The organism is Dehalococcoidia bacterium, assembly GCA_030648205.1.
Taxonomy (GTDB): Bacteria; Chloroflexota; Dehalococcoidia; order JAUSIH01; family JAUSIH01; genus JAUSIH01.
Map to the genome: position 1 here is coordinate 1 of JAUSIH010000099.1, position 24,544 is coordinate 24,544.

Sequence of the window (24,544 nt, forward strand, 5' to 3'; positions counted from 1 at the left end):
TAGCTCATGCAGAGGCTACTTCAAAATCACGCCTGGAACTGACGTTAAGGGACAGACACTATGTCATTGTCCATACTGCGGCCATACGGGGGATCAAAGCCAATTCGCGACACAAGATCAGATAGAATACGCTAACTCTTATGCGGCTAATCAATTGACTAAGTCGTTTATTGCAGAATTGAAAAAGCATGAATTCAACTTCACATCCCCCGGACTTTTTGGTCTTGGGATTAGCCTAACGGTTACAGGACATCCGCACCCAATCAAACCATATGAAGAGAAAAAGCTAGAAACCGAAGTTGTATGTGAGCAATGTACATTAAGGTATGCAATCTACGGAGTTTTCGCGCTTTGCCCTGATTGCAGACGTCATAATTCCTTGCAAATTCTCAACAAGAATCTTGAGCTTGCCTGCAAGCAGATCGCCTTTGCGGACACAGAAGGGTGCACACCGGAGTTTAGTCAGCATTTGATTAGTGCCGCTCTTGCTACGGTGGTGTCGGCCTTCGATGGATTTGGGCGCGAAAGCTATAGAATCCTGAATGAGGGAGAACTCCGGCAATTTGGTACTCGACCCAAGGCCGTTTCCTTTCAAAATCTTACGAGTGCGCGGCAGAATCTTCTACGTCTGTTTGGCTACGATATTGCTGCCTGGGTGACGCCAGATGAATGGACTTTAGCAGTCAAATGCTTCCAGAAACGGCATCTACTGGCGCACAAAATGGGCGTCGTAGACGAGGCTTATATCAAATTGACAAACGACCACGCTGCAATACTAGGCCGGAAGATTGCAATTAGTTCTGACGAAATAGTGAGACTAGTGGAAGTCCTTAAGACTATGGGGCAGAAATTCGCAGATTTACTCAATAAGCCCAAGATGACCTAATGGTCTAGCCCTCATGCCACACCCCCGCGGACTCCCGCGGCCCGCCTGAGCGCGAGAGGCTACATCCTGAAGACGGGGTAGCGCGGGTAGTCGGGCAGGGGCGCGTTCATCGTCGCGGAGAGGCATTGGCCGATGACCTGACGGGTCTGCGCCGGGTCCAGGATGCCGTCGTCCCAGATATGCGCCGTGCTGAAGTAGGCGGAGGTCTCTTCCTCGAACTTCTTCTGCACCGGCTCGGTGATCGCGCGCTCCTCCTCCGGGGACAGCACCTTCTTGCGCCGCGCCGCCTGCTCCTGCTGCACCGTGAGCAGCACGGAGGCCGCCTGCCTGCCGCCCATGATGCCGATGCGGCTGTTGGGCCACATGAACAGAAAGCGCGGCGAGTACGCGCGTCCGCACATGGCGGAGTTGCCCGCGCCGAAGGAGTTGCCGATGATGACGGTGATCTTGGGCACGGACGCGGTGGCGACCGCCTGCACCATCTTGGCGCCGTCCTTGGCGATGCCTCCGTGCTCATACTCCTTGCCCACCATGAAGCCGGTGATGTTCTGCAGGAAGATGAGCGGGATGTGGCGCTGATTGCACAGCTCGATGAAGTGCGCGCCCTTCGTCGCCGAGTCCCCGAACAGCACGCCGTTGTTGGCGATGATGCCGACGGGGAAGCCCATCCACCGCGCGAAGCCCGTCACCAGCGTCAGCCCGTAGTTCGCCTTGAACTCGTCGAAGCGACTGCCGTCCACCAGCCGGGCGATGACCTGACGCGCGTCGTACGACCTGCGCACGTCCTTCGGGATGATGCCGTAGATGTCCTCCGCCGGGTACAGCGGCTCCTCGACGGGGTACGTCTCGATGGGGATGCGCTTCGGGCGGTTCAGGTTCTCCACCAGCGAGCGCAGGCGCATCAGGGCGTCATCGTCGTTCTCCGCAAGGTAGTCGGAGACGCCGGAGATGCGCGCGTGGACGTCGGCGCCGCCCAGCTCTTCGGGCGTGACCTCCTCGCCGGTCGCCGCCTTGACCAGCGGCGGGCCGCCCAGGAAGATGGTGCCCGTGCCCTTGACGATGATGTTCTGGTCGCACATCGCGGGCACGTACGCGCCGCCCGCGGTGCAGCTCCCCATGACTGCGGCGAGCTGCGGGATGCCGAGCGCGGACATTTGCGCCTGGTTGTAGAAAATGCGCCCGAAGTGGGTCCTGTCCGGGAAGATGTCCGCCTGCTGCGGCAGGAAGCCGCCGCCGGAGTCCACCAGATAGATGACGGGCAGGTGGTTATCCTGCGCTATCTCCTGCGCGCGCAGGTGTTTCTTGACGGTGATGGGGTGGTAGGTGCCGCCCTTGACCAGCGCGTCGTTCGCGACGATGACGCACTCGTGGCCTGAGACCAGTCCGATTCCGGTGAGGACGCCGCCGGACGGGACCTCGCCATCGTACATGCCGTACGCCGCGAGGGGGCTCAGCTCCAGGAAAGGCGTCTCGGGGTCAATCAGGCGCTCCACGCGCTCGGAGGGCAGGAGCTTCTTGCGCTGGCGGTGGAGGTCAATGGCCTTCTGTGGCCGCCTGGTGCGCGCCTCCTGCGTCCGCGTGTTGAGATCGCTCACCAGGTGCTCGTAGTGGGCCTTGTTCTCGCGGAACTCCGGGGAGTCGGTCCGTGCGAGGCTGCGGATGGGCTCCATCGTCACCTCTCGGGGCGCGCAGCAACGTTATTCCAGCCCCACATGCTACACGTTCTCCCCAAGCGGCGTCAATCTGTTTGCGCTAGGCTCGCCGCGCGGCGACGGCGGTGCTACAATACCGGCGCAGGCGGGGCGCATGCCCCGTTGACGTTGACGCAAGGAGGACGCGTATCGTGACTCATGTGGTCAAGCCGGGGAATATCATAGCGTACCTGGTTGGCAAGGCCAAAGCCTCCACCAAGGAGGCGTGGGTGCGCGACCTGGACAAGGTCTGGGACGCCATGACGGAGGTCACATTCAATCAGAAGGGCTTCCTCGCCATGAAGGCCCTGTGGAACCTGGACAACAGTCGGAACATTCTCGTGCTGGCGTTCTGGAACAGCCTGCCGGAGCGCCTGGCGTACGAGAAGGCCGCCGCGGGCGGCGTCCGCGCCAACATGGAGACGACGCTGGTGGGGCCGCCGCCGCGTCCCAAGTACGAGGTCGTCCGGGCCATGGGCGCGCCCCTGGAGGGCATCAAGGTGGGCCACGTGGCCGCCATCCTGAGCGCCAAGGCCCGCGCCGCCACGAGCGCCGAGTACGCCAAAGAACTTGATAAGGTGTGGTCGGGCGCCACGGACATTCTGACGAAGCGTCCGGGCAACATCGGCGCGCACGTGCTCTACAACATCGAGGGGACACGTGAGGTGCATTCCATCGGGTACTGGGCGAGTTTAGCGGATCGAATGGCCTATGAGAACTCTGTCTCGCGCCAGGTGCAGGGCCGGTTTGAGCAGACACTGGAGCCGCCCTATCCGCGGCCTCGGTACCTCATCGTCAAGACCACCTAACGCCGCCACAGGCAAAGCAAGAGGGGCGCTCCGCCTTGCGGCGCCCCCCTCTCTCGTTTTCGATTAAGGCCGCGTGCCCGGCTAGAAGGCGCTCTTGAGCGTCAGCTCCACCTTCTCGCCGATGATGACGCGCTTGCCGATGAAGGCGCCCGTGGCCTGGGTGCTGGCTCTCAGGTGGATGGTGCCGTTCGGGGCGTAGATATTCGCCACCACGGTGTTCTTCTCGCCTATCTGCACCGCAGTGGGGCTAACGTCATCGTCGTCATGGCGGCGGCCCTTGTCGTCCCCGCCTGCCACGTAGATCACGATGTCGGATGCCGTCACGGTCTGGTTGACGGCGGCGCCTTCCGCGCTCAGGGTGAGCGGGCTGGTCGGCGCGCCGGCGGCGAGGCCAGACAGGGTCTCGATGACGATGAACGGCGCCGTGACGTTGGTGTTATTCCAGCCCGCCGGATTGGGCGCGGGAGAGGTCGTCACGTTGACGACGGGCGGCGTAAGGTCAGGAAGTGGGACGTTAATGCCCATGACGAATGCGTCTGTGGACCCCGCAGGGGTCTGGCCCGGCAGAATACCAGAGGTGTAGCCTGCTACGTAGGCGATGGTCCCGCCGGCGGGCGCGGCCACGCCAATGGCGCCGTCCGCGCTCACCATGCCGAATTGGCTGGTCATGACCAGGAAGCCATCGGTGTCGTACTCGCGTATGAAACCATCCGCATCGCCCTGTCGGGTCTGGCCCGGCAGGATGCCCAGCGTGTAGCCGAGAACGTACACGCCGCCGACCGCATCAACCGTCACGGCCTGGGCGAAGTCGACGTCGGAGGACCCGAGCTGGCGGGTCCAGACCGCAGCGCCGGCGGGGTCGTACTTGCGCACGAAGGCGTCGAATTGGCCCGCGGAGGTCTGGCCGAAGAAGGTGCCCTCGGTGAAACCCACCACGAAGACGTTGCCTGTCCCGTCCACCGCCAGCCCCTGAGCAAGGTCAGACTGGTTGGTGCCGAACTGGGAAGTCCAGGTCACCGCCTGAGCCAGCACGGGGGACGCGATAAACAACAGCACGCCGGCGATGGCCGTTACCGTCGCAAGGATGATACCCAGCTTCCTGTTCGCGTGCATTGCCGCACCCCTTCCCACGCCACAGGTCCCGCCGGGCCAGTGCGCCAATATCCAGACAGATGGAGAAGAACTGAGGGTAAGAGAAAAGTACTAGTCGCCGTATAACACACGTGAATGGTCTTGGCAAGTGGCAAGCCGTTTGCGCCGCCGGGGCATCTGTGCTCCTTCCGAGGCGCGGAAGGACTCCCGCCGCGCGATACTGGCCGGGCGGAGGAGGCCCCGCGGGACAGCAGGCGCCGGGAACTATCCGAGTATCGAGACCTGAGAAAAGTTGGCGACCCGGATGGGATTCGAACCCACGATCTCCTCCGTGACAGGGAGGTATGTTAGGCCGCTACACCACCGGGCCGCGCGCACAACAAGAGGCGGGACGAACGTCCTGCCCCTTGTGCATTCTAGCTCTGCGCATGGTGGAATGTCAAGGAAAGGAGCGTATCATTGGATAGAGGCGCTGACAAGCGACAGGAGATCGGTTGCCGCTGTGTCCGCGGAAAAGCGTCAGGCTTGCGGGTGGCGCGGTGCGGCGTTGCCAGAGGGACGTGGGTGCGTTACTGCTTTTTCCTGGTTGCTTTCGTGGTCGTTTTGTCTGGTGGCGTTCGTCCGGCGCCGCGCCGCGCGGGCGCGCTCGCCTTCTCTTTGCCCTGACGCGTTTTGCCCACCGGGGCGGCCTTCGCCGCTGGGCGCGGGGCTTTGCCCGTGCCTGCTGGCGGCGCGCCTGCCTTGCCTCGTCCGGATCGTGCCTTCGGGGCGGCCTTGGGCGCGGCACGGGGGGCCTTGTCTTTGCCCGCTCCCGGAGCGCCTGCTTTGCCCGTGCCTCGCCCTGATTGTGCCTTTGCGGCGGCCTTCGCCGCTGGGCGCGGGGCCTTGCCCGTGCCTGCTGGCGGAGCGCCTGTCTTGCCCTTGTCTCGCCCGGCCTGACCCTTGGGAGCGGCCTTCGCCGTCGCGCGGGGCCGTCCGCTCTTCGCGGCGCGGCCCCTGCCCTCCGGTTTGTCCGGGCGGGAGGTGGTTTCCTCCTCCTGGTCCGGCTCAGGTTCTTCGTCGGCCTCGACGGCGCTGTCCCGGGCATGGCCGCCCTTGCCGCCCGGCGTGTCGTCGCCGTTGCCGCCGCGTGGATTGAGGTACGCCACGGAGGCCACCTGGTCGCCCGGCTCCAGCTTCATGACGGTCACGCCCTGGGCGTTGCGACCCGTGATGCGGATCTCGTCGAGCGTCGTCCGGATGACGATGCCCTTTTCGGAGATGAGCATGATGTCATGCTCGCGCTCCACTACGAGGCTGGCGGCGACCTTGCCGGTCTTGTCCGTGACCTTGAAGGTCAGGATGCCTTTGCCGCCGCGGTGCTGCGTCTTGTAGCGGTTCAGGTCCGTCAGCTTGCCGAACCCCTTGTAGGAGAGAGTCAGCAGGTAGGAGTCCGGCTGGATGATGTCCATGGACATGACGGTGTCGTTCGGGTCCAGGCGGATGCCCCGGACGCCGCCAGCTGTTCGGCTGCGCGAGCGCACGTCATTCGTGGAGAAGCGGATGGACTGGCCGCGCTCCGTCGTGATGATGACCTCGTCGGCGGGCCTGCCCAGCTTCACCGAGACGAGTTCGTCGCCCTTTTCCAGGTTCATGGCGATGAGACCGCTGCCCCGAATGTTGTGGAAGCGGGACAGCGACGACCTCTTGATCTCGCCCTTGCGCGTGCAGAAGATGATGGAGCGGCCGATGGTTGATGTCTCCACCTCTTCCACTTCGGCCTCCGCCTCCGCGACGGCGCCCGCCGTCGCGGGGAGCGCAGGCGCGGGGAGCACGGGCGCCGCGCCCTCGGTCAGCGGCGCTTCCGCTGACGTCACTTCGGTCGTTGCCGTCTCGCCCGCGGGACCCTTCATCTCGTCCGGCGGCACGGCGATGATGGCCGTCACGCGCTCGTTCTCTTCCAGCTTGATGAAGTTGACCAGCGGCAGGCCCTTGGCCGTGCGCGACTGCTCGTGCGGCAGGTCAAAGCACTTCAGTTTGAAGACGCGTCCCCTGTTGGTGAAGAACAGTACGATGTCATGCGTATCCGCCACCTCCAGGTGCTGGATGACGTCCTGCTCCCGCGCCACGGTCCCGATGATGCCCCGGCCGCCCCGGTGCTGCAGGCGGAACGTGGTCACGGGCAGACGCTTGATGTAGCCGCGGTTGCTCAGGGTGATGACCACGTCCTGGTGCGGGATGAGGTCTTCAAAGCGGAACTCTTTGACCTCGTCCTCGGTGATCTCGGTGCGGCGCTCGTCGCCATACTCCTTCTTGAGCTCCACCACCTCTGCCCGTGCCTCTGCCAGGATTTTCCTGGGGTCGGCCAGCAGCGTTTCAAGGGCGGCGATGGTCTTGACAAGCTCGGCGTGCTCGTCCTGGATCTTCTTCCGCTCCAGGGCCGCAAGCCTGCGGAGCTGCATGTCCAGGATGGCCTGCGCCTGCACCTGGTCCAGGCCGAACCGCTGGATGAGGTTGGCGCGGGCGGTCTCGACGTCCGGCGACTCGCGGATGGTCTTGATGACCGCGTCAAGCTGGTCGAGGGCCAGCAGCAGTCCTAGCAGGATGTGGTCGCGCTCACGGGCCTTGCGCAGTTCGAACTCGGACCGGCGGCGTACAACGACCTGCCGGAACTCGATGTAGTGGTGCAGGAGCTGGCGCAGGTTAAGGACGCGGGGCGCACCGTCCACCAGCGCGAGCATGTTGATGAAGAAGGTGGACTGCATGGCTGTATGCTTGTACAGGTTGTTCAGCACCTGCTCCGGCTGCGCCTCCCGCTTCAGCTCCACCACGACGCGCATGCCCTCGCGGTCGGACTCGTCCCGCACCTCGCTGATGCCATCAACCTTCTTGTCCTTGACCAGCTCGGCGATCTTCTCCACAAGGGACGCTTTGTTGATCTGGTACGGGATTTCGGTGATGATGATGGACTTGCGGTTCCGCTGCTCCTCCACGATATCGGCGCGGGCGCGGACGAGGACGCGGCCATGACCGGTGGCGTAGGCGTTCTGGATGCCGGAGCGGCCCATGATGATGGCGCCCGTGGGGAAGTCCGGCCCTTTGATGAACTGGACCAGTTCGTCCACCGGCGCGTCCGGGTTGTCAATCAGGTGGAGGATGCCGTCGCAGACCTCGCTCAGGTTGTGCGGCGGGATGCTGGTGGCCATGCCGACGGCTATGCCCGCGGCGCCGTTCACCAGCAGGTTCGGCAGGCGGGCGGGCAGGACAAGCGGCTCCTCCAGCGAATCGTCGAAGTTGGTGGAGAAGTTGACCGTCTCCTTTTCGATGTCAACGAGCATCTCATCGGCGATGCGCCCCATCCGGGCCTCGGTGTAACGCATGGCCGCCGGCGGGTCGTTGTCAATGCTGCCAAAGTTGCCCTGGCCGTCCACCAGCGGGTAGCGCATGGTGAAGTCCTGGGCCAGGCGGACCAGAGCGTCGTAAACCGGGGCGTCGCCGTGGGGATGGTACTTGCCGAGCACCTCGCCCACGATACGCGCGCATTTCTTGTAAGTGGAGTTGGGGCGCAGCCCCAGCTCGTGCATGGCGAAGAGGATGCGGCGCTGGACGGGCTTGAGGCCGTCGCGGACATCGGGCAGGGCCCGCGACACGATGACGCTCATGGCGTAGTCCAGGTAGGCGCTGCGCATCTCCTCTTCAATGCGCACGGGCCGTATGTTTGAGGGTGCGGTGGTCATGACGCCTCCTCCTGCGCCGATCAAAAACACATGGTCAAGCGATTATTGCAGCCTATTGTACCGGATAGCGACGGTTTTCACAAGTGTTTTGAACGCCGTCCGAAGAACGCCTTGGGACGGGTGTGTCAGGCTGCCTGGCTATTCCGGAGAGGCGGTGTCTTCAGGAGGGAGCAGCGCGTCCACCTGCGGGAGCGGCAACTGGATGCCGAGCTTTCGCGCCAGCAGCATGGCGCCCTGCACGCCCTGGTCACGGTAGTTGTTGTTGAACAGGGCGTACGTCGCGCTGGAGCGCTCGGCCAGGGCGCGCACCACGGGCGCCAGCTCGTCCATGTCATCCGGCGAGTACCAGTAGTTGAAGCGCTCCCAGGACGCCTCCTTTGACCCGCTCCACGTCTCCTTGTTGCGCCCGTGGAACCGGATGTACGCCACGTCCGTGGTCACCTCCGGCACGAGCGGGACCGACTCACCCTTGACCTGCGGCTCGTCGGCCACGACGTGCGTCAGCGCGTGCTGGCGCAGGAAGGCGAGGGTGGCTTCTTTCTCGGAGGGTGAGAACCAGGCGTCGTTGCGGAACTCCACGGCCAGCCGGTAGTCCGGCAGGTGGGCTTTGCACAGCAGGATGTGCTCGCGGCTCCTCTCCCCAGGAGTCACCCAGTTGGGGAACTGGAACAGCACAAGGCCCAGCTTGCCCGTATCGTGCAGGGGCCGGAGCGCGGCGCTGAACCGCCGCCAGAGCTCGTCAGCGACGTCGCGGGGAAGGTCGCGGTAGTAGATGCGCGCCTTGTCGGTGGGCGGCATGTGTGTCAACAGGTCGCGCGGTAGCGCGGCGTGCTCCAGCCAGTGGCCGGTGAACGCGCGGAACGCCTTGACGTGAAAGAGGAATTCCGGTGGCGTCCTCTCGACCCAGAGCTGCGCGGCGCCGACGGACGGCAGGGCGTAGTACGACGAGTCCGCCTCCACGTGCGGGAAGACGCCGGCGTACCAGCGCAGACGCGCCTCCGCCGACATCTTCGTTTGCGGGTAGAAGCGGCCCGATTCGATGAGCGTCCTGTCCGTCCAGGAGCAGAGGCCGATGAGGATACGTCCCATGCAAACTTCCTAATAGCGCTGCATGATGCAGGGGCGGTCTCATCATACAATCGCGCGCCAGACCTGTCCCGCCGGCGACGGACCGGGACCCGCACCGGATAGCGTCGGGGAAGCCTGGCTCGTAACGGCCCTTCTACCACTTGACGGAACACAATCGTCTTGTGCTATTATGACACGGATCTAGACGGTTGTAGAACGGTGTTTGTTCTAAGCGCGGCTGTTTGGTCAGACGCGCAGTGGGAGGGTTCAAAATGCGCACGTACTCTGTGTTTCCACGGGTCAAAGGCCACTCCAGAGTCCTAGGCATAGCACTGTGCACGAGCCTGATGCTCGCGGCGTGTGCTCCGGCGCAAGCGCCTGCTCCTCCTGCCCCCGCCGCATCGGCAGCGCCGAGCCTGCCGACGGTCCAGCCTTCGCCCACGGTCGAGCAGCCACGCTACGGTGGACTCCTGACTATCACAACCGTCGCCAATCCGGCGACCCTGGATGCGCAGCAAGAGCCATCGGCCAACACGAGTCTGGTAGTGGCGCCAGCTTATAATAATCTCTTGTATTACGATTCCACGACTGGATCGAAGATCGTGCCTGAGTTGGCGGAGCAGTGGAGTATGTCCAGCGATGGGCTGAGCTACACTTTCAAGCTGCGTAAAGGCATCAAGTTTCATGACGGCACACCCCTGACCGCTGACGATGTCGTTTTCAACTTGAATCGTATGAAGAGTCCACCGACGGGCACGTCCAGCACCGTGACGTTCTTGATGACCAGCGTGGACCGGATTGAGAGCGTGAGCGACGACTCTGTGCGGCTGGTCATGAAGGAGCCGTTCCCGCCGCTGCCATCCACACTTGTTACGGACTTCATGCCCATGTATTCCAAGGCCCAGGTCGAGAAAAGCGGCAACATGAAGACTACAGTCATGGGGACTGGACCGTTCAAGCTTAAGTCCTACACACCGGGCGTCAGCCTGGAGTACGTGAAAAACCCTGATTATTGGCTGAAGGGCAAGCCATACCTTGACGGCGTAACATTTCTGGTCATATCTGACAACGCAACTCGCCTGGCGGCGCTGAGGACGGGGCAAGCTAAGCTCAGTGGACGGGTCTTCGCCGCTCTCAACCCGTCGCAAGTTGCCACGCTTAAGAAGGACATACCTAACGCGCGTTTCCTGCCGTCGGTGTCCATTCCGGGGCCCTGGTTTTTCATGAACTTGCGAAAACCGCCTTTTCAGGATGCGCGAGTTCGCCAGGCCATTAACCTCGCCGTGGACAGACAGGCTGCCATCAAAATCATCGCGGAAGGAGAGGGCCGCCCCGGCAACTTTTTCCCCTTCGACGGATGGGGCATACCATCTGGTGAGCTTCAAAACATGCCTGGCTATCGTCAGCCTAAGGACGAGGACACTGCTAGAGCCCGCAAGCTTCTCGCCGACGCTGGATATCCGAATGGCTTCAAGGTGCGAATACTCTCTCGCACTAACCAGTTGACGAAGAATGCGGCTACCTTCATGACGGACCAGCTATCCCGGATTGGTATCGACGCTACGGTGGACGTGCTGGAGGACGCGCTGTTTTGGGATAACGGAGGAAAAGCTCAGCATGAGGCGATGGTCTACACGCCAAATACGATCATCGCCGACCCTTTTGTCATGGGGCGGTTCTTCGCGCCCAAAGGGAACCTGAATTTCTCGGGGAATGACAGCGACCAGAAGCTTAACGACCTTTGGAACAAACAACTTAAGACCTTGGACGAATCCGCACGCAAGGCCGTCATCGCTGATCTGGAACGCTACGTGTTGACGGAGTTGGTGCCTGCGGTGCCTCTGGTCTGGCCATCCACTTTCATAGCCGTGGCGCCTGAGGTGCGCGGATTCGTCCGCGGGGTAAACGACTTTTCGAACAATCGCCACCAGGAAACCTACTTGGCCCAATAAACCGTTCCGCGATCTGGCGCGCTCTCGCTCTGATCAATATGTGCGCGGAGCGCGCCGGTGTCTGCCAGAGCTGACACATCGCTAGTGGGTCCGCATCTGTTCAACGTTGTCTCCAGAAAGGTGCCTTCATGCCTACTCCCTTGACCTCCCGGGCATTGAACATACAGGGTGATCTTGAGGATGCAATCGGGTACTGCTATGAGGCAGGCTGGACGGACGGCCTGCCGATCATCCCTCCCACGGAGGACAGGGTCGCACGGATGGTGGCTGGAACAGCGCGCCGACCCGACGAGATAATTGCCAGCGTGGAGCCAGCGCCCGGCGCGGCGACAGTTGAAAAGATTGCGATCAACGCAGTGATGGCCGGTTGCGGGCCGGAGCACCTTCCCGTCCTGATCGCCGCGGTGGCAGCCATGGCGGAGCCGGATTTCAATTTGGGGGGCATTCAGACAACGACTAACCCGGCGGGCGTGGCCCTCATTCTCAATGGCCCGGTCCGTACGGCGCTGAACGTTAATTGTGGCAGAAACTGCATGGGGCCTGGCAGGCGTTCGAACGCGGTGCTGGGGCGCGCAGTGCGGTTGGTCATGACCAATATTGGCGGCGGACGGCCTCCGACGATAGATATGGCAAGCCACGGTTTCCCGGGCAAGTACACTTTCTGTTTCGGCGAGAACGAGGAGGAAAGCCCCTGGGAACCTTTTCACGTGGAAAGGGGCTTCAGTGACACGGACAGCACCGTGACCGTCTTGGGCGCGACAGGAACAACCAACTGTGGGATAGCCAACTTCCTGACACTGGAGAACAAGCTGCTCATCATTGCGGAGGCGCTGAGCTTCCCCGCCACGAATGATATGAAGATCGGCAAAGGCAACCCGACCATCGTGGTCCCCACTTATCTCGCTCAAATGGCGAAGTCGGCCGGCATGAGCAAGGCCGAGGTCAAGGCGTTTCTTTACCAACATGCTGGAAGACGCCCGTCTCAGATACCTGAAACCATCCGCCTTGAGCAAAGCACTATGATTGATGGAGTGATTAAGCCCTGCCTGATTCCTGACGATATCATCTTGCTGGTCGCGGGAGGCAGTGAGCCTAACCACGTGGCATACATACCTACGTTCGGAGATTCCCGATCCATCACCAAACGCATAGACATGTAGTTGCTCCTGGCGCGGAAGGCAAACCTTACCGTTTGGGACAAGGCTGTCACACATACAAGAAAGGACTCAACGCATGCCGTACGTCCAGCTTAGCGATGGCGCCAGGCTCTTCTACCAGGAGTGCGATTTCACTGACCCCTGGCGGGTCACTCCCGCTGTCGTTCTTCATCACGGCAACGCCAAGAACCTGCGCATGTGGTACAGATGGATTCCCGTACTGGCGCGGACGTACCGCGTCTTCGCGTTTGACGCGCGCGGGTTCGGGCAGTCGAGCGTGCCCGCGGACGGCAGCAGACTTACCCTGGAGCACTACTGCCAGGACCTGTTGGAGTTCCTGGACGCGTTGAAGCTGGATAAAGTGCACCTGATCGGCGAGTCAGTGGGCGGGACCATATCTCTGGATTTCGCGCTCCGGCACGGCGGACGCCTGTTGAGCGTCAGCGCCTGCGGTCCTCCCTACCGCTTCGACGACACCTATTATTCAAACGGCGCCGCGCTCATCCGACGGGAGGGAATACGCGCGTGGGTTTCAGAGAATATGGCGGGCCGACTGGACCCGGAATTCGCCAAGCCGGATTTCATCTCCTGGTATGCGGAGCAGATGATGGCCGCGCCGCCACTGGTGGTGGCCAGCATCCTTGAGAACGCCGCCGGGCTTGACCTGAGCGCACGGTTCGCACAGATTCGGGTGCCGACGCTCCTTATGAGCGCCGGGAAATTCGCCAATCGTAGCTCTGATATTTACGAGCGTCTGCGAGACCTCATTCCGGGTGCGACGCTGGAGGTGTTTCCGGATGTCCGCGGATTTGTCCAGCACACGATTCCGGAAAGGTGCGCGGAGCGCTTTCTGGCGTTCGCCGCGCGTGTAGCAGCAACGTAGGGACGAGTGGACATTCTCCCGTAGTCACCCTGCGCCGCACGAGCGACGTAGGGTGAGCGCGATGTGTGGCGGTCTACCGCCCAACGTCTGCTTATTGCCAGGACGCGTTGCAACCGGACGTTCTCGCTACAGTTGACAGGCGCCGCCGTTCTGCGCTACACTGTCCGTTGCTCTGCCGGAGCAGGGCTGTGGGCCCCTTGGACTGATCCATTCGGGAGCCTCACCGGACGGTGCACGGCTCCCGTTTCATTGTCAGATGGTGTACGAACGGCCATACGCGCCCGTCCAGGAGACGATGCATGGGTGTGCTCGAGCAAGCTGATCCCGCGGTGGCTGAAGCCATCCGCCAGGAAGAAGAGCGGCAGCGCCGGAACATTGTCCTCATAGCGTCGGAGAACTACGCCAGCCGCGCCGTGCTGGAAGCGACCGGCTCGGTGATGACCAACAAGTACGCCGAGGGCTATCCCGGACGGCGCTACTACGGGGGCTGCCAGTATGTGGACGTGGTGGAGCAGCTCGCCATTGACCGCGTGCTTCAGATTTACGGCGCCGAGCACGCCAACGTCCAGCCCCACAGCGGCGCTCAGGCCAACATGGCCGTGTACTTCTCCTTCCTCCAGCCGGGAGACACCGTGCTGGGGATGAGCCTGGCCCACGGCGGCCACCTGACCCACGGCAGCCCCGTCAACTTCTCCGGCCAGATGTACAAGTTCGTGGGCTACGGGGTCAACAAGGAGACCGAGCTTATAGACTACGACGAGGTGGAGCGCCTGGCGAAGGAGCATCGCCCCAAGCTGATTGTGGCGGGCGCCAGCGCCTATCCCCGGGCCATTGATTTCGACAGGCTTCGGCGCGTCGCGGACATGGTGGGAGCAAAGCTGATGGTGGATATCGCCCACTACGCGGGCCTCATCGCCGCGGGGGTGTACCCCACCTGCATCCCGCAGTCGGACTACGTCACGTCCACCACCCACAAGACGTTGCGCGGCCCCCGTGGCGGCTTTGTGTTGTGCAAGAAGGCCTACGGGCCGGGCATTGACAAGGCCGTCTTCCCCGGCGTGCAGGGCGGGCCGCTCATGCACGTCATCGCCGCCAAGGCGGTCTGCTTCGGCGAGGCGCTGAAGCCGGAATTCAAGGCGTACCAGACGCAGGTCGTCGCCAACGCGCGGGCGCTGGCGGCCGATCTGAGGCGCCTGGGACTGCGCGTCGTGTCCGGCGGAACGGACAGCCACATGGTCCTCGTGGACCTGGGCAGCACGGGCGTCACGGGCAAGGTGGCGGAGGAAGCGCTGGACGCCTGCCGGATTACCGTCAACAAGAACGCCATACCCTTTGATCCGCGTCCGCCGCGGGTGGCGTCCGGCGTACGCCTTGGGACGCCCTCGGTGACCAGCCGCGGGATGAAGGAGCCGGAGATGCAGCAGATAGCCCGGCTCATCGGAAGGGTCCTACAGAGTCCGGAAGACGAGGCGGTGCGGCGCGCCGTCCGGGAAGAGGCGGAGAGCATCACCCGCCGCTTCCCCGTGCCGGGCCTGGAGCCTGCCCTTCAGCAGGCGCGGTAGCTTGCCCTGAGACGGGATGCTATAATAATTCCCTCATGACAATGGACATAAAAAGCGTTAGGACGGTTGGAGACCACGGAGGATATACAGTGCAGGATTACGAGCTGGTAATGATCCTCAATCCCGGTGTGCCTGATGAGCAGGTGCCCGAGGCGGTGGAGAAGGTGACCAAGCTGGTCACGGACAAGGGCGGCACGGTCACGGAGGTCAAGCAGTGGGGACGCCGCAGGCTGGCGTACCCCATCAATCACCTCAAAGAGGGCCTCTACGTTCAGGCCAACCTGAAGATGGAGCCCAAAGTGGCGACCCAACTCCAGGGCCACCTCCGTGTCAATGAAGAGGTCATGCGGCATCTGCTGGTCCGGGTGGAGCAGTAGGCCGGGCGACGCTTCCCGCGTGAGGCGGACGTGCGGACGGTAAAGGAGTCGCTCTCATGGCAGGATTGAACAAGGTCATGGTCATCGGCAACGTGGGCACGGACCCGGAGATGCGGTACACTCCGAACGGCAAGCCCGTGACGACCTTTCGCCTGGCGGCCAGCCGCACGTACACGACCGCGGCCGGAGAGCGCAAGCAGGAAACGGAGTGGTTCACGATCGTCACGTGGAACCAGCTCGCCGAACAGTGCAATCAGTTCCTGGCGAAGGGGCGGAGGGCGTATGTGGAAGGGCGGCTTCAGAGCCGGACATTTGAAGGCTCCGACGGCCAGCCCCGCTTCCGGATCGAGATAGTCGCTAACCAGGTGCTTTTCCTGGACCGCCCGCAGGCCGCCCCGACGGGTGCGGGTGAAGAAGCCGTCGAGGGTGAACATCCGGAAGGTCAGACCGTGGAGCCGGACGACCTGCCCTTTTAGTGCAATATTGTCTCTGGCGCATCAAAGGAGATAGCCTTGAACACATCGTCAACTCAACCTGAATCCCCGGCGCCCCAGCAGACTCCGGCGGCGCAGCAGCAACCGGCGGCGACGCCCGGTCCCGCGCCCGCCCCGGGCGTAGGCGCCCCCCCCAGGCCAGGTGGCTTTGGGCCGCGTCCCGCGGGAAGCCGGCCGCCTTACGGTCGAAGGCCCGCCCCCGGCGGCGAGCGACGTCCGGGGGGCGGCGGCGGGCGGCGCTTCTTCGCCCGCAGGAAGGTCTGCGCCTTTTGCGTGGACCACATCAAAGCTATCGATTATAAGGACGCGGGCAAGCTGCGCCGGTTCATCTCGGACCGGGGGAAGATTGAGCCGCGCCGGAAAACAGGCAATTGCGCCAAGCACCAGCGCCTTCTCGCCGTCGCCCTCAAGAGGGCAAGGCATCTGGCCCTTTTGCCTTACACGCCGGAACATATCCACAGTATGAGCGGAGCGGGCACGGCCTAGAGTCGCCCCTGCCAGGCTCCGTCTAGCAAGGCGTACAGACTCGATATGAGCACTAAGAAGCCCGGAAAGGCCAGCCCGTCCCCCCAGCCGCCTGTCAGCCGCGGGCAGGCGGGCCGCTGGCGTAAGCAGCAGAAGCTGCAGCGCACCACCGTCATCGCCGGTGTGGTGGCCATCCTGCTTATTTTGGCTATCCCCGTCTACGGCTATTTGGAGACGGTGGTCTTCCCGTTCAACGAGACGATCGTCAAGGTGAACGACAAGGTGTTCACTATGAACGATTACGTGCGCACGCTTCGCCTTTTCAAGACCGGCTCGGATATCAGCGGCCAGCAGCTCAACCTGGGCATCGTTCCGTTTGAGGTACTGCAAATCCTGGAAGACAACGAGATTCTCCGGCAGGCAGCCCCGCGCGTGGGCTTGCAGGTCACCGATCAGGAGATAGACCAGGAGCTACGCAAGCGGGTGCTGCCCCAGGACGCCAAGGCCCAGCCCTCCCCGGTGGAGCTTGAACGGGAGTTCAAGGAGGGCTACGCCCAGCGCCTGAGCCTGCTGAAGCTGTCTGACGCCGAGTACCGGGACGTCGTCCGGGCGGACCTGCTCCGCGAGAAGGTCAGGGACATGCTGGGCGTGCAATTGCCCACGGTGACGCGTCAAGCTCGCTTGGATATGGTTCTTACCTCCAATGAGAGGCTCAGCCAGGTCCAGACCGAGTTGCAAAAAGGAACGGACTTCAAGCTCATCTCCAAGCAGCTCTCCACCGACCCAGACCTTCAGGACAGCGAAGGCGACTACGGGTGGACGCCTGTCGGTGTCACTCCCGAGATGGACGATGACGTTTTTGGACTGCAGCCGGGCAACATCAGCGCGCCCATAGAGGCCAAGGACGGCTTCTACATCCTCAAGACTGTAGAGCGCACCGGCGACCGCGTCCATATCCTGGCCATGAAAGTGGCGGACAAGGACAAGGCGCAGGATGCTCTGTCCAAGTACCGGCAGGCCAGCGAAGACTTCGCCGTGGCTTTTAATGAGTTCAATGCCGACCCTGACCTGAAGGCCAAGAACGGCGACCTGGGATTCGTCGAGAAGGGCTATCAGGGCGGTCTCTTTGACGAGGCGCTCTTCGGCCTGCCCATCGGTAAAATAAGCGATCCCATGGGCGCGGCGCAGGGCATCTATTTTATTCGGGTCGTGGAGCGGGCCGAGGCGCGGCGGATAGACGACAAGCGCCGAGACGTACTGAAGACCAAGGCGCTGGAAAAGTGGCTCCAAGATGAGCGCAAGAACAACAAGGTGGAGCGCTTCTTCAACGACCGTCGGTACTCCTGGGCCGTTGACCAGATCACCAAGGAGTTGCGGAGCAGTCCACCACCCCAGCCCCGCCAGGGGCAAGGGTCTCAGTGAGCAAGAAGGATGAGCTTGGTGTCGGCCTGCTTGGGCTGGGTGTTGTCGGCGGCGGCGTAGCCGAAGTCCTCAGCCAGAAGGCCGATCTTTTCGCCCGCCAGGCTGGCTGCGTTCCTCTCCTGCGCCACGTCCTGGTGCGCGACCCCGCCAAGCGGCGCTCCGCGGAAGTCCCCGCCTCCCTACTCACCACCGACCCCCGCGCCATTTTGGACGACCCGGACGTGCGCCTTGTCATTGAGGTCATGGGCGGCGAGAACCCCGCCGTTGACTACATCCGCGAGGCGCTGCAAAAGGGCAAGGCCGTGGTCACCGCCAACAAGGAGGTCATGGCCAAGCATGGGCCGGAGCTTCTCGCACTGGCGGACAAGCGCGGCGTGGACCTGCTGTTTGAGGCGAGCGTCGGCGGCGGCATCCCGCTCATCGCTCCCTTCCAACGCGACCTCATCGCCAACCGCGTCACGGCTGTCCACGCCATCATCAACGGCACGACCAATTACATCCTGACGCGGATGGCCGTCGAGGGCCTGGAGTTCGGCGCGGCCCTGCGCCAGGCCCAGGACCTGGGCTACGCGGAGCCGGACCCGGACAACGACATCAGCGGCCGCGACGCGGCCTACAAGATCGCCATCCTCGCCTCCCTTGCCTTCCGCGCCGTGGTCCACGCCTCGGATGTTCACTACGAGGGCATAGGCCGCCTGGCGCCCCGCGACTTCCGCTACGCGCGGGAGCTGGGCTACACCATCAAGCTGCTTGCCATCGCCAAGGAGGAGGACGGCGTGGTCCATGCGCGGGTCCATCCCGCCTTCGTGCCCGACCACTGGCTTCTGGCCAAGGTGGACGGCGTCTTCAACGCTGTGCAGGTGGACGGCGACCTGGTAGGCCGGTTGCTGTTCTACGGCCAGGGCGCAGGCGCAAGGCCAACCACCAGCGCCATTCTGGCCAACGTGATGGAGGCGGCGCGCAACATCACGGAGGGCAGGCGGAACGCCCGCCTGCGGCTGGACGCGCGGAAGAGCATCAAGCCCTTTGACGCCATTGAAACCGGATACTACTTGCGGATATGGGTTCCGGACCGGCCGGGCATTCTGGCCCAAATAGCGCGGGTGCTGGGCGACAGGCAGATCAGCATCGCCTCCGTCATTCAGAAGGAGGCCGACCCGTCCAACCAGTCGGCGGAGCTGGTCATCATGACCCACACGGCGCGGGAGGCCGACATGCAGGGCGCCCTGTGCGAGCTGGAGCGGCACTCAGCGGTGACTCAGGTCGGTAATTTCGTACGGGTTGAGGCCTAGGCGCACGCGCGCCGCCCGCCGGCTGGCGGGCGCCTCGCCCTGATGGGACAATGCGTTGTATGGGTACCGGCGTTCTGACGCGCTATAAGGACTACCTGCCCGTAACGCCCCAGACACCCCTCATCTCTCTGGGTGAGGGGGACACTCCTCTGGTGCGCTCCCAGACCATTGAGAAAGAACTGGGCTGCGAGCTTTACTTCAAGCTGGAGGGATGCAATCCCACCGGCTCTTTCAAGGACCGGGGCATGGTGGTGGCGGTGGCCAAGGCGGTGGAGGCAGGCACCACGGTCATCATGTGCGCGTCCACGGGCAACACCAGCGCCTCCGCGGCGGCCTACGGCGCGCGCATGGGGCTGCGCACCGTCGTCGTCGTGCCGCGCGGCAACATCGCCCTGGGCAAGCTGGCCCAGGCGCTCATCTACGGCGCGAAACTGGTGCCCATCAACGGCACCTTCGACGACGCCCTGGGCATCGTGCGGACTTTGGCCCAGAAGTACCCCGTCACACTCGTCAACTCGGTCAATCCCTTCCGCATCGAGGGGCAGAAGACCGCGGCGTTCGAGGTGGTGGACATCCTGGGCGACGCCCCGCACTACCTGTTCATCCCGGTGGGCAACGCGGGCAACATCACCGCCTACTGGAAAGGCTTCCGGGAGTACCGCAAGGCGGGCAAGAGCTCCCGGCTGCCCGGCATGATGGGCTTCGAGGCGGAGGGCGCGGCCCCCATCGTGCGCGGCGAGCCGATCAAGAGCCCCAAGACCGTGGCCTCGGCCATCCGCATCGGCAATCCAGCGAGCTGGCACGGCGCTCTGGCGGCGCGGGACGAGTCCGGCGGGCGCATTGACAGCGTATCAGATGATGAGATTATCACCGCGTACAAGCTGCTGGCCCGAAGCGAGGGTGTGTTCGGCGAACCGGCCTCGGCGGCGTCCGTGGCGGGCCTGCTGAAACTTTCGCGCGAGGGCCTGAATCTAAAGAACAAGCGGGTCGTGTGCGTCATCACCGGCAGCGGCCTGAAGGACCCGGACACGGCCACCGGCGCCGCGGAGCCGCCGCCAGCGGATGGTGTGGCCGCTGACCTGGACTCGGTGGAGCGCTTCCTGGGCTGGGTGGAAGGACAGCTTCCTGTGGGCGGGGCCAAACATACGTAGAAAGGCCGACAGTTGGCTGACCTCAAGAACATCGAACAGGCCGTGGGCCGGATTATAAAGGCCATCGGCGAAGACCCGCGCCGGGAGGGCCTGCGCGACACGCCGCGCCGCATCGCCGAGATGTACGCCGAGATATTCTCCGGCGTCGGCGTGGACCCCAGCGGCGAGCTGGAGGTTGGATTCGACGAGGGCCATCATGAGATGGTCATCATCAAGGACATCCCGTTTTACTCGCTCTGCGAGCACCACTTCCTGCCCTTCTACGGCGTGGCGCATATCGGCTACATCCCCAGCGGCCGCGTGGTGGGCATCAGCAAGGTGGCGCGCGTGCTGGAGGTCCTGGCCCGGCGCCCTCAGCTCCAGGAACGCCTGACCACCCAGGTGGCGGAAACCCTCCTTAAAGCTCTCAAGCCCGACGGTGTCGCGGTGGTCATCCATGCGGAGCACCTCTGCATGACCATGCGCGGCATCAAGAAGCCGGGGAGCAGCATCGTGACGTCAGCCACGCGCGGCGCGTTCCGCCGCCGAGCGGTCACGCGGGCCGAATTCCTCTCCCTTCTTCAGGGCAGGCTCTAGGGCGCGTCGCGGCAATGGAGTACGTCGTCCAGCAAGCCGAACTTGATACTATTCAGGAGCATTGGCACCAGCTTCTGGCCAGGTCCCCCGCTGATTGCGTCTTCTGCACCCCGGAATGGCTGCGCGTCTGCCGCGATGAGCTGAACCGGGGCGACGCGCTGCACCTCCTCGCGGTCCGCTGCGATAGCGAGCTGGTGGCGGTCGCGCCGCTGGCCCTGCGCGGCGACACGCTCATCTTCTGGGGCGACCCCAACGTCTGCGACTACTCGGACGTAGTCGTCGCACGGGGGCATGAAGCGCCTGCTTACAACGCCCTGGCCGCGCACGTGGACGCGCTGCCCTGGCGCGCCATGCGCCTGCACGGCCTGCGCGCCGACTCCCCCGCGCTGGAGGGACTGACGTCGGCCTTCACGGCGCGCGGCTGGCCGGTCGAGCGCGTCCCGGAGGACGTGGCCCCGCGCATGGATATTCCGTCCGACTGGGAGGCCTACGTGGAGTCCCTGTCCAAGAAGGACCGCCACGAGCTTCGTCGCAAGCTACGCAGGCTGACCTCCGCGGGTCAGGTGTCTCTCTCCGCCAACGGCGGCGACCTGGAGCGGGACATACAGGACCTGTTTCAAATGATGGAGGTAAGCCGGACGGACAAGGCCGACTTCCTGACACCGGAGCGGCGGCGCTTCTTCCAGGTCATGGCGGCGGCCATGCGGGGCGCGGGCTTTTTGCGGCTGTTTTTCATGACCCTGGATGGGCAGCGCGTATCCACGGCCCTTTGCTTTGATTACGGCGATTGCTATAAGTTGTACAATAGCGGCTACGACCCTGCTCAGGCCCACCTCAGCGTGGGCCTGTTGGTTAAGGCGCTGTGCGTGAAGGACGCCATCGAGAAGGGCCGGAAGCGGTTCGACTTCCTGCGCGGCGCCGAGCCGTACAAGTACGACCTGGGCGGCAGGGACAACCCAATCTACACTCTGGCCGTAAGCCGAGGCTAGCGATGGGGGAGGATATGCGCATCGCGGCTATCAGCGTACACGGGTGCCCCTACGCCCGTCTGGGCGAAAAGGACACGGGCGGGATGAACGTGTACGTCCTGCATCTCGCCCGTGAGCTTGGCAAGCGCGGAATCGCCGTGGACGTGTACACCCGCGTCCACGACCTGCGCGACCCCGTCATCTTCGAGCTGGGCCCGAACGCGCGCGTCATCCACCTGCGCGCGGGCGCCTACGGCGAGCCGAAGGAGAACCTCTACCGCCACCTGCCGGAGTTCGTGGCGAACCTGTGCGGCTACTGGCGGGAGAACGGCCTTTCCTACGACGTGCTGCATACCCACTACTGGCTCTCCGGCTGGGTGGGCCTGCTCCTGCGCGGCCATCACCCCATGCCGTGGGTCGCCAACTTTCACACCCTCGGCGCCATCAAGCGGCTGGTCCGCCCGGGCGAGCGCGAGCCGGAGCGGCGCATTCAGACCGAGCAGCGCGTCCTTCTGCGGGCGGACGCCTCCATCGCCCTCAACCCGCACGAGCGCGATGAGATGGTCCGGCTCTACGGTGCGGACTCTCAGCGTATCAGCGTCATTCCCGCCGGAGTGGACGCTGACCTCTTTCAGCCCGTGGACAGGGCTGAGGCCCGGCGACGCCTGGGCCTGACGCCGAACGGGCCAGTGGTGCTCTACGTGGGTCGCCTGGAGAAGCTGAAGGGCATTGACGTCCTTTTGCAGGCCGCGGCGCTGCTTCAGGACGTGCCGGGCCTGCGGCTGCTCGTAGTGGGCGGCAACCCATCGGAGGACCGCGAGCGCGCGCGGCTCGAGGCGGAGGCGCGCCGACTGGGCATTGCGCGCATGGTGCGCTTCGAGGGGTCGGTCAAGCAGGAGGCGCTGCCCGCCTACTACAGCGCCGCCGACGTGTGCGTCGTGCCGTCCTACTACGAGAGCTTCGGGCTGGTGGCCGTGGAGTCCCAGGCCTGCGGCACGCCCGTGGTGGCGGCGCGCGCGGGCGGACTAGCCTACACTGTCCAGGATGGCGTCACCGGCTACCTTATTCCCGACCGCCGCGCGGAGCTTTACGCCGACCGCATCCGCACGCTGCTGGCGGACGCGCCGCTCCGCGCGCGTATGGGCGACGCCGCGCGGAAGGCCGTCGCGCCGCTGACGTGGGGAGCGATGGCGGAGCGCTTCGGCGACGTGTACCGCGACGTCATGGCCGGCGTTCCGCCGTCCGACAGCTCGCCCGCGGGGGCCGTCGTCTGCCGGGGGCATCGCTAGCAATTCGCCGCTCTTGACACTGCTGACGCGGTGTCGCACAGTAGATACAATTCGATAAATGGGGGAGAGGCATGTCCAAGTTCGACACAAAGGCGCTGATGGTGTCTCCTCACCCGGACGACGCCGAGATTCAGGCGGGCGGCACAATCGCCCGGTGGGTCAAGGAAGGTCACCGTGTGGTCTATGTCCTGTGCACCAGCGGCGACAAGGGCACCGACGACCCGAAGATGACGCCCCGGCGGCTGGCGAAGATGCGCGAGAAAGAGCAGATGGATGCGGCCCGCATCCTGGGCGTCTCCGAGGTAGAATTTCTACGCTATCATGACGGCGAGCTGGAGGACACCCGCGAGTTTCTGGGCAATCTGGTGCACGCCATCCGCTTCTACCGGCCGGAGATCGTCATGGCGCCGGACCCCTATCGCACGAAGTTCTTTCAGCACCGCGACCACCGCATGGCGGGCATCGCGGCCCTGGACGCCGTCTATCCTTACTCGCGGGACCGGCTGCACTTTCCGGAACACGAGAAGGAGGGGCTGAAGCCGCACAAGGTGGCGGAGATATACTTCTACGGGCCGGACGAGCCGGAAACCTTTGTGGACATCACCGACACGATGAATTTGAAGATCAAGTCGGTCCTTGCCCACGTCTGCCAGATGGGGAACGGCCGGGACGTGAAGAAGTGGATGCAGCAGCGGGCCGCGGAGACGGGCAAGAAGGCCAAGGTCAAGTACGCGGAGGGTTTCCGTCGGCTGGTGGCGCGGCGCTAGCGCGTCGGCATGCACTCGCTCATCCTTCGACAGGCTCAGGATGAGCGAGTTTTGCGCCGCTCGTGGTGAGCTTGTCGAACCATGAACGGCGGCTCCTCGGCGTGTGTCCGTTTCTGCTAGACTTGACCTGTGACCGGTATGTTTGACATTCACACCCACATCCTGCCTGGCGTGGACGACGGGCCGCAAGCGATGGCGGACGCCGTGGAGATGGTGCGGCGGGCGGAGCAGGACGGCGCGCGCACGATGGTCGCGACGCCCCACGGCAAGGACGTGTCCGAGAACTTCCCCAACGGGGCCATTCGCACGGTGCACGACGCCCTCCGCGCAGAGCTGGCGAAGGCGGGCGTCGGCGTGGACGTGCTGCTCGGCATGGAGAACGCCATGACGGCGGACCTGCACCGGAAGGTGGCGGCGGGCGTCCAGTTCCCTTACCCGGGCGGCAAATACATCCTGGTCGAGCTGCCGTACTTCGGTTATCCTACTTACGCCGACGAAGTCCTGTTCCAGTTGCAGCTCGCCGGGCTGACGCCGGTGCTGGCGCACCCGGAGCGGACGGTGCTGTTCCAGCACCACCCGAACAAGCTGGCCGACATGGTGGAGCGGGGGATGCTGGTGCAGGTGACGGCGGGCGGGCTGCTCGGCCTGTTCGGACCGGAATGCAGGAAGGCTATCGGGGAGTTCCTGCGGATGGACATCGTCCACGTCATTGCGTCGGACACGCACACGCCGGACGGCGAGCGCGGGCCGGGGCTGCGCCATGCGATGGAGGCGGCGGAGCGGCTGGTGGGGTTGGCGCGCGCCGAGGCGCTGGTGACGACGGCGCCGGAGGCGATTGCGCGCGGCGAGCCGCTGCCGGAGCTGCCGCCGGTCAGCGGGCCGAAGCGGCGGTGGATTTTCGGGTAGGAAAATCAGTTACACATTTTG

Annotated in this window: 21 protein-coding genes and 1 tRNA gene; 17 read left to right on the plus strand and 5 right to left on the minus strand. The window is 64.0% G+C overall.

Going from position 1 to position 24,544, the window contains the following annotated elements; translation table 11 throughout:
* Window positions 1–886: hypothetical protein (locus Q7T26_11000; GenBank protein MDO8532668.1), on the plus strand; the 886-nt coding region annotated here is incomplete at its 5' end.
* A gap of 59 nt (window positions 887–945) precedes the next feature.
* Here the strand turns inward: Q7T26_11000 and Q7T26_11005 are convergent.
* Window positions 946–2,556: a carboxyl transferase domain-containing protein gene (locus Q7T26_11005; protein MDO8532669.1), complete on the minus strand. Its 1,611-nt coding sequence runs from the start codon at window positions 2,554–2,556 to the stop codon at window positions 946–948.
* Between the two features lie 173 nt (window positions 2,557–2,729).
* Between Q7T26_11005 and Q7T26_11010 the strand changes: the two genes are divergently transcribed.
* Complete coding sequence (locus tag Q7T26_11010) at window positions 2,730–3,386, plus strand: antibiotic biosynthesis monooxygenase (protein ID MDO8532670.1); 657 nt, start codon at window positions 2,730–2,732, stop codon at window positions 3,384–3,386.
* Between the two features lie 81 nt (window positions 3,387–3,467).
* Here Q7T26_11010 and Q7T26_11015 read toward each other — a convergent pair whose 3' ends face one another.
* The 4 genes from Q7T26_11015 to Q7T26_11030 form a co-directional block, all read right to left on the minus strand.
* The gene (locus Q7T26_11015; GenBank protein ID MDO8532671.1) at window positions 3,468–4,499 is read right to left on the minus strand and encodes an SBBP repeat-containing protein; all 1,032 of its coding nucleotides are present in this window, start codon (window positions 4,497–4,499) and stop codon (window positions 3,468–3,470) included.
* Window positions 4,500–4,771: 272 nt separating this feature from the next.
* Window positions 4,772–4,848: transfer RNA gene (locus Q7T26_11020), tRNA-Asp, on the minus strand.
* 199 nt (window positions 4,849–5,047) lie between these two features.
* Entirely contained in the window at window positions 5,048–8,194 is a 3,147-nt protein-coding gene (gene gyrA, locus Q7T26_11025) for a DNA gyrase subunit A (GenBank protein ID MDO8532672.1), read from the minus strand.
* Between the two features lie 138 nt (window positions 8,195–8,332).
* On the minus strand, window positions 8,333–9,283 hold the full coding sequence (locus Q7T26_11030) for a DUF72 domain-containing protein (GenBank protein MDO8532673.1): 951 nt from the start codon (window positions 9,281–9,283) through the stop codon (window positions 8,333–8,335).
* 251 nt (window positions 9,284–9,534) lie between these two features.
* Here Q7T26_11030 and Q7T26_11035 point away from each other — a divergent pair, with 251 nt between their 5' ends.
* The 15 genes from Q7T26_11035 to Q7T26_11105 all read left to right on the plus strand — a co-directional run bounded on the left by Q7T26_11035 (window position 9,535) and on the right by Q7T26_11105 (window position 24,523).
* Window positions 9,535–11,214 carry an ABC transporter substrate-binding protein gene (locus tag Q7T26_11035; GenBank protein MDO8532674.1) on the plus strand — a complete coding sequence of 560 codons (1,680 nt, stop codon included), beginning with the start codon at window positions 9,535–9,537 and terminating at the stop codon, window positions 11,212–11,214.
* A gap of 128 nt (window positions 11,215–11,342) precedes the next feature.
* Complete coding sequence (locus Q7T26_11040) at window positions 11,343–12,374, plus strand: hypothetical protein (protein MDO8532675.1); 1,032 nt, start codon at window positions 11,343–11,345, stop codon at window positions 12,372–12,374.
* 73 nt (window positions 12,375–12,447) lie between these two features.
* Window positions 12,448–13,254, plus strand: a complete 807-nt coding sequence (locus Q7T26_11045; protein MDO8532676.1) for an alpha/beta hydrolase — start codon at window positions 12,448–12,450, stop codon at window positions 13,252–13,254.
* Between the two features lie 299 nt (window positions 13,255–13,553).
* Window positions 13,554–14,816: a serine hydroxymethyltransferase gene (gene glyA, locus Q7T26_11050; protein ID MDO8532677.1), complete on the plus strand. Its 1,263-nt coding sequence runs from the start codon at window positions 13,554–13,556 to the stop codon at window positions 14,814–14,816.
* An 89-nt stretch (window positions 14,817–14,905) separates the two neighbouring features.
* Window positions 14,906–15,193 carry a 30S ribosomal protein S6 gene (rpsF, locus tag Q7T26_11055; GenBank protein ID MDO8532678.1) on the plus strand — a complete coding sequence of 96 codons (288 nt, stop codon included), beginning with the start codon at window positions 14,906–14,908 and terminating at the stop codon, window positions 15,191–15,193.
* A 56-nt stretch (window positions 15,194–15,249) separates the two neighbouring features.
* Window positions 15,250–15,669: a single-stranded DNA-binding protein gene (ssb, locus tag Q7T26_11060; protein ID MDO8532679.1), complete on the plus strand. Its 420-nt coding sequence runs from the start codon at window positions 15,250–15,252 to the stop codon at window positions 15,667–15,669.
* Window positions 15,670–15,705: 36 nt separating this feature from the next.
* Complete coding sequence (rpsR, locus tag Q7T26_11065; protein ID MDO8532680.1) at window positions 15,706–16,173, plus strand: 30S ribosomal protein S18; 468 nt, start codon at window positions 15,706–15,708, stop codon at window positions 16,171–16,173.
* 45 nt (window positions 16,174–16,218) lie between these two features.
* Window positions 16,219–17,574 carry a peptidylprolyl isomerase gene (locus Q7T26_11070; protein MDO8532681.1) on the plus strand — a complete coding sequence of 452 codons (1,356 nt, stop codon included), beginning with the start codon at window positions 16,219–16,221 and terminating at the stop codon, window positions 17,572–17,574.
* Window positions 17,571–18,866 carry a homoserine dehydrogenase gene (locus Q7T26_11075; protein ID MDO8532682.1) on the plus strand — a complete coding sequence of 432 codons (1,296 nt, stop codon included), beginning with the start codon at window positions 17,571–17,573 and terminating at the stop codon, window positions 18,864–18,866. Before Q7T26_11070 ends, Q7T26_11075 begins: the two co-directional genes overlap by 4 nt.
* 59 nt (window positions 18,867–18,925) lie before the next feature.
* Window positions 18,926–20,017 (plus strand): threonine synthase, encoded by a 1,092-nt coding sequence (gene thrC, locus Q7T26_11080; protein ID MDO8532683.1) that lies wholly within the window; start codon window positions 18,926–18,928, stop codon window positions 20,015–20,017.
* 12 nt (window positions 20,018–20,029) lie between these two features.
* Window positions 20,030–20,593, plus strand: a complete 564-nt coding sequence (gene folE / locus Q7T26_11085) for a GTP cyclohydrolase I FolE (GenBank protein ID MDO8532684.1) — start codon at window positions 20,030–20,032, stop codon at window positions 20,591–20,593.
* 14 nt (window positions 20,594–20,607) lie between these two features.
* A complete protein-coding gene (locus Q7T26_11090; protein ID MDO8532685.1) occupies window positions 20,608–21,582 on the plus strand; it encodes a GNAT family N-acetyltransferase in 975 nt (324 codons plus the stop codon).
* Window positions 21,583–21,596: 14 nt separating this feature from the next.
* Window positions 21,597–22,850 (plus strand): glycosyltransferase, encoded by a 1,254-nt coding sequence (locus Q7T26_11095; GenBank protein MDO8532686.1) that lies wholly within the window; start codon window positions 21,597–21,599, stop codon window positions 22,848–22,850.
* Between the two features lie 71 nt (window positions 22,851–22,921).
* Window positions 22,922–23,617, plus strand: coding sequence for a PIG-L deacetylase family protein (locus Q7T26_11100; GenBank protein MDO8532687.1), 696 nt, complete (start codon window positions 22,922–22,924; stop codon window positions 23,615–23,617).
* A gap of 138 nt (window positions 23,618–23,755) precedes the next feature.
* On the plus strand, window positions 23,756–24,523 hold the full coding sequence (locus tag Q7T26_11105; GenBank protein MDO8532688.1) for a CpsB/CapC family capsule biosynthesis tyrosine phosphatase: 768 nt from the start codon (window positions 23,756–23,758) through the stop codon (window positions 24,521–24,523).
* Window positions 24,524–24,544 lie beyond the last annotated feature (21 nt).

Coding starts and splice junctions, on each gene's coding strand:
- thrC (MDO8532683.1), top strand. CDS start 18,926: ATGGGTACCGGCGTTCTGACGCGCTATAAGGACTACCTGCCCGTAACG.
- glyA (MDO8532677.1), top strand. CDS start 13,554: ATGGGTGTGCTCGAGCAAGCTGATCCCGCGGTGGCTGAAGCCATCCGC.
- Q7T26_11100 (MDO8532687.1), top strand. CDS start 22,922: ATGTCCAAGTTCGACACAAAGGCGCTGATGGTGTCTCCTCACCCGGAC.
- Q7T26_11105 (MDO8532688.1), top strand. CDS start 23,756: ATGTTTGACATTCACACCCACATCCTGCCTGGCGTGGACGACGGGCCG.
- Q7T26_11040 (MDO8532675.1), top strand. CDS start 11,343: ATGCCTACTCCCTTGACCTCCCGGGCATTGAACATACAGGGTGATCTT.
- Q7T26_11045 (MDO8532676.1), top strand. CDS start 12,448: ATGCCGTACGTCCAGCTTAGCGATGGCGCCAGGCTCTTCTACCAGGAG.
- Q7T26_11095 (MDO8532686.1), top strand. CDS start 21,597: ATGCGCATCGCGGCTATCAGCGTACACGGGTGCCCCTACGCCCGTCTG.
- Q7T26_11070 (MDO8532681.1), top strand. CDS start 16,219: ATGAGCACTAAGAAGCCCGGAAAGGCCAGCCCGTCCCCCCAGCCGCCT.
- Q7T26_11035 (MDO8532674.1), top strand. CDS start 9,535: ATGCGCACGTACTCTGTGTTTCCACGGGTCAAAGGCCACTCCAGAGTC.
- Q7T26_11005 (MDO8532669.1), bottom strand. CDS start 2,556: ATGGAGCCCATCCGCAGCCTCGCACGGACCGACTCCCCGGAGTTCCGC.
- Q7T26_11015 (MDO8532671.1), bottom strand. CDS start 4,499: ATGCACGCGAACAGGAAGCTGGGTATCATCCTTGCGACGGTAACGGCC.
- ssb (MDO8532679.1), top strand. CDS start 15,250: ATGGCAGGATTGAACAAGGTCATGGTCATCGGCAACGTGGGCACGGAC.
- Q7T26_11030 (MDO8532673.1), bottom strand. CDS start 9,283: ATGGGACGTATCCTCATCGGCCTCTGCTCCTGGACGGACAGGACGCTC.
- gyrA (MDO8532672.1), bottom strand. CDS start 8,194: ATGACCACCGCACCCTCAAACATACGGCCCGTGCGCATTGAAGAGGAG.
- Q7T26_11090 (MDO8532685.1), top strand. CDS start 20,608: ATGGAGTACGTCGTCCAGCAAGCCGAACTTGATACTATTCAGGAGCAT.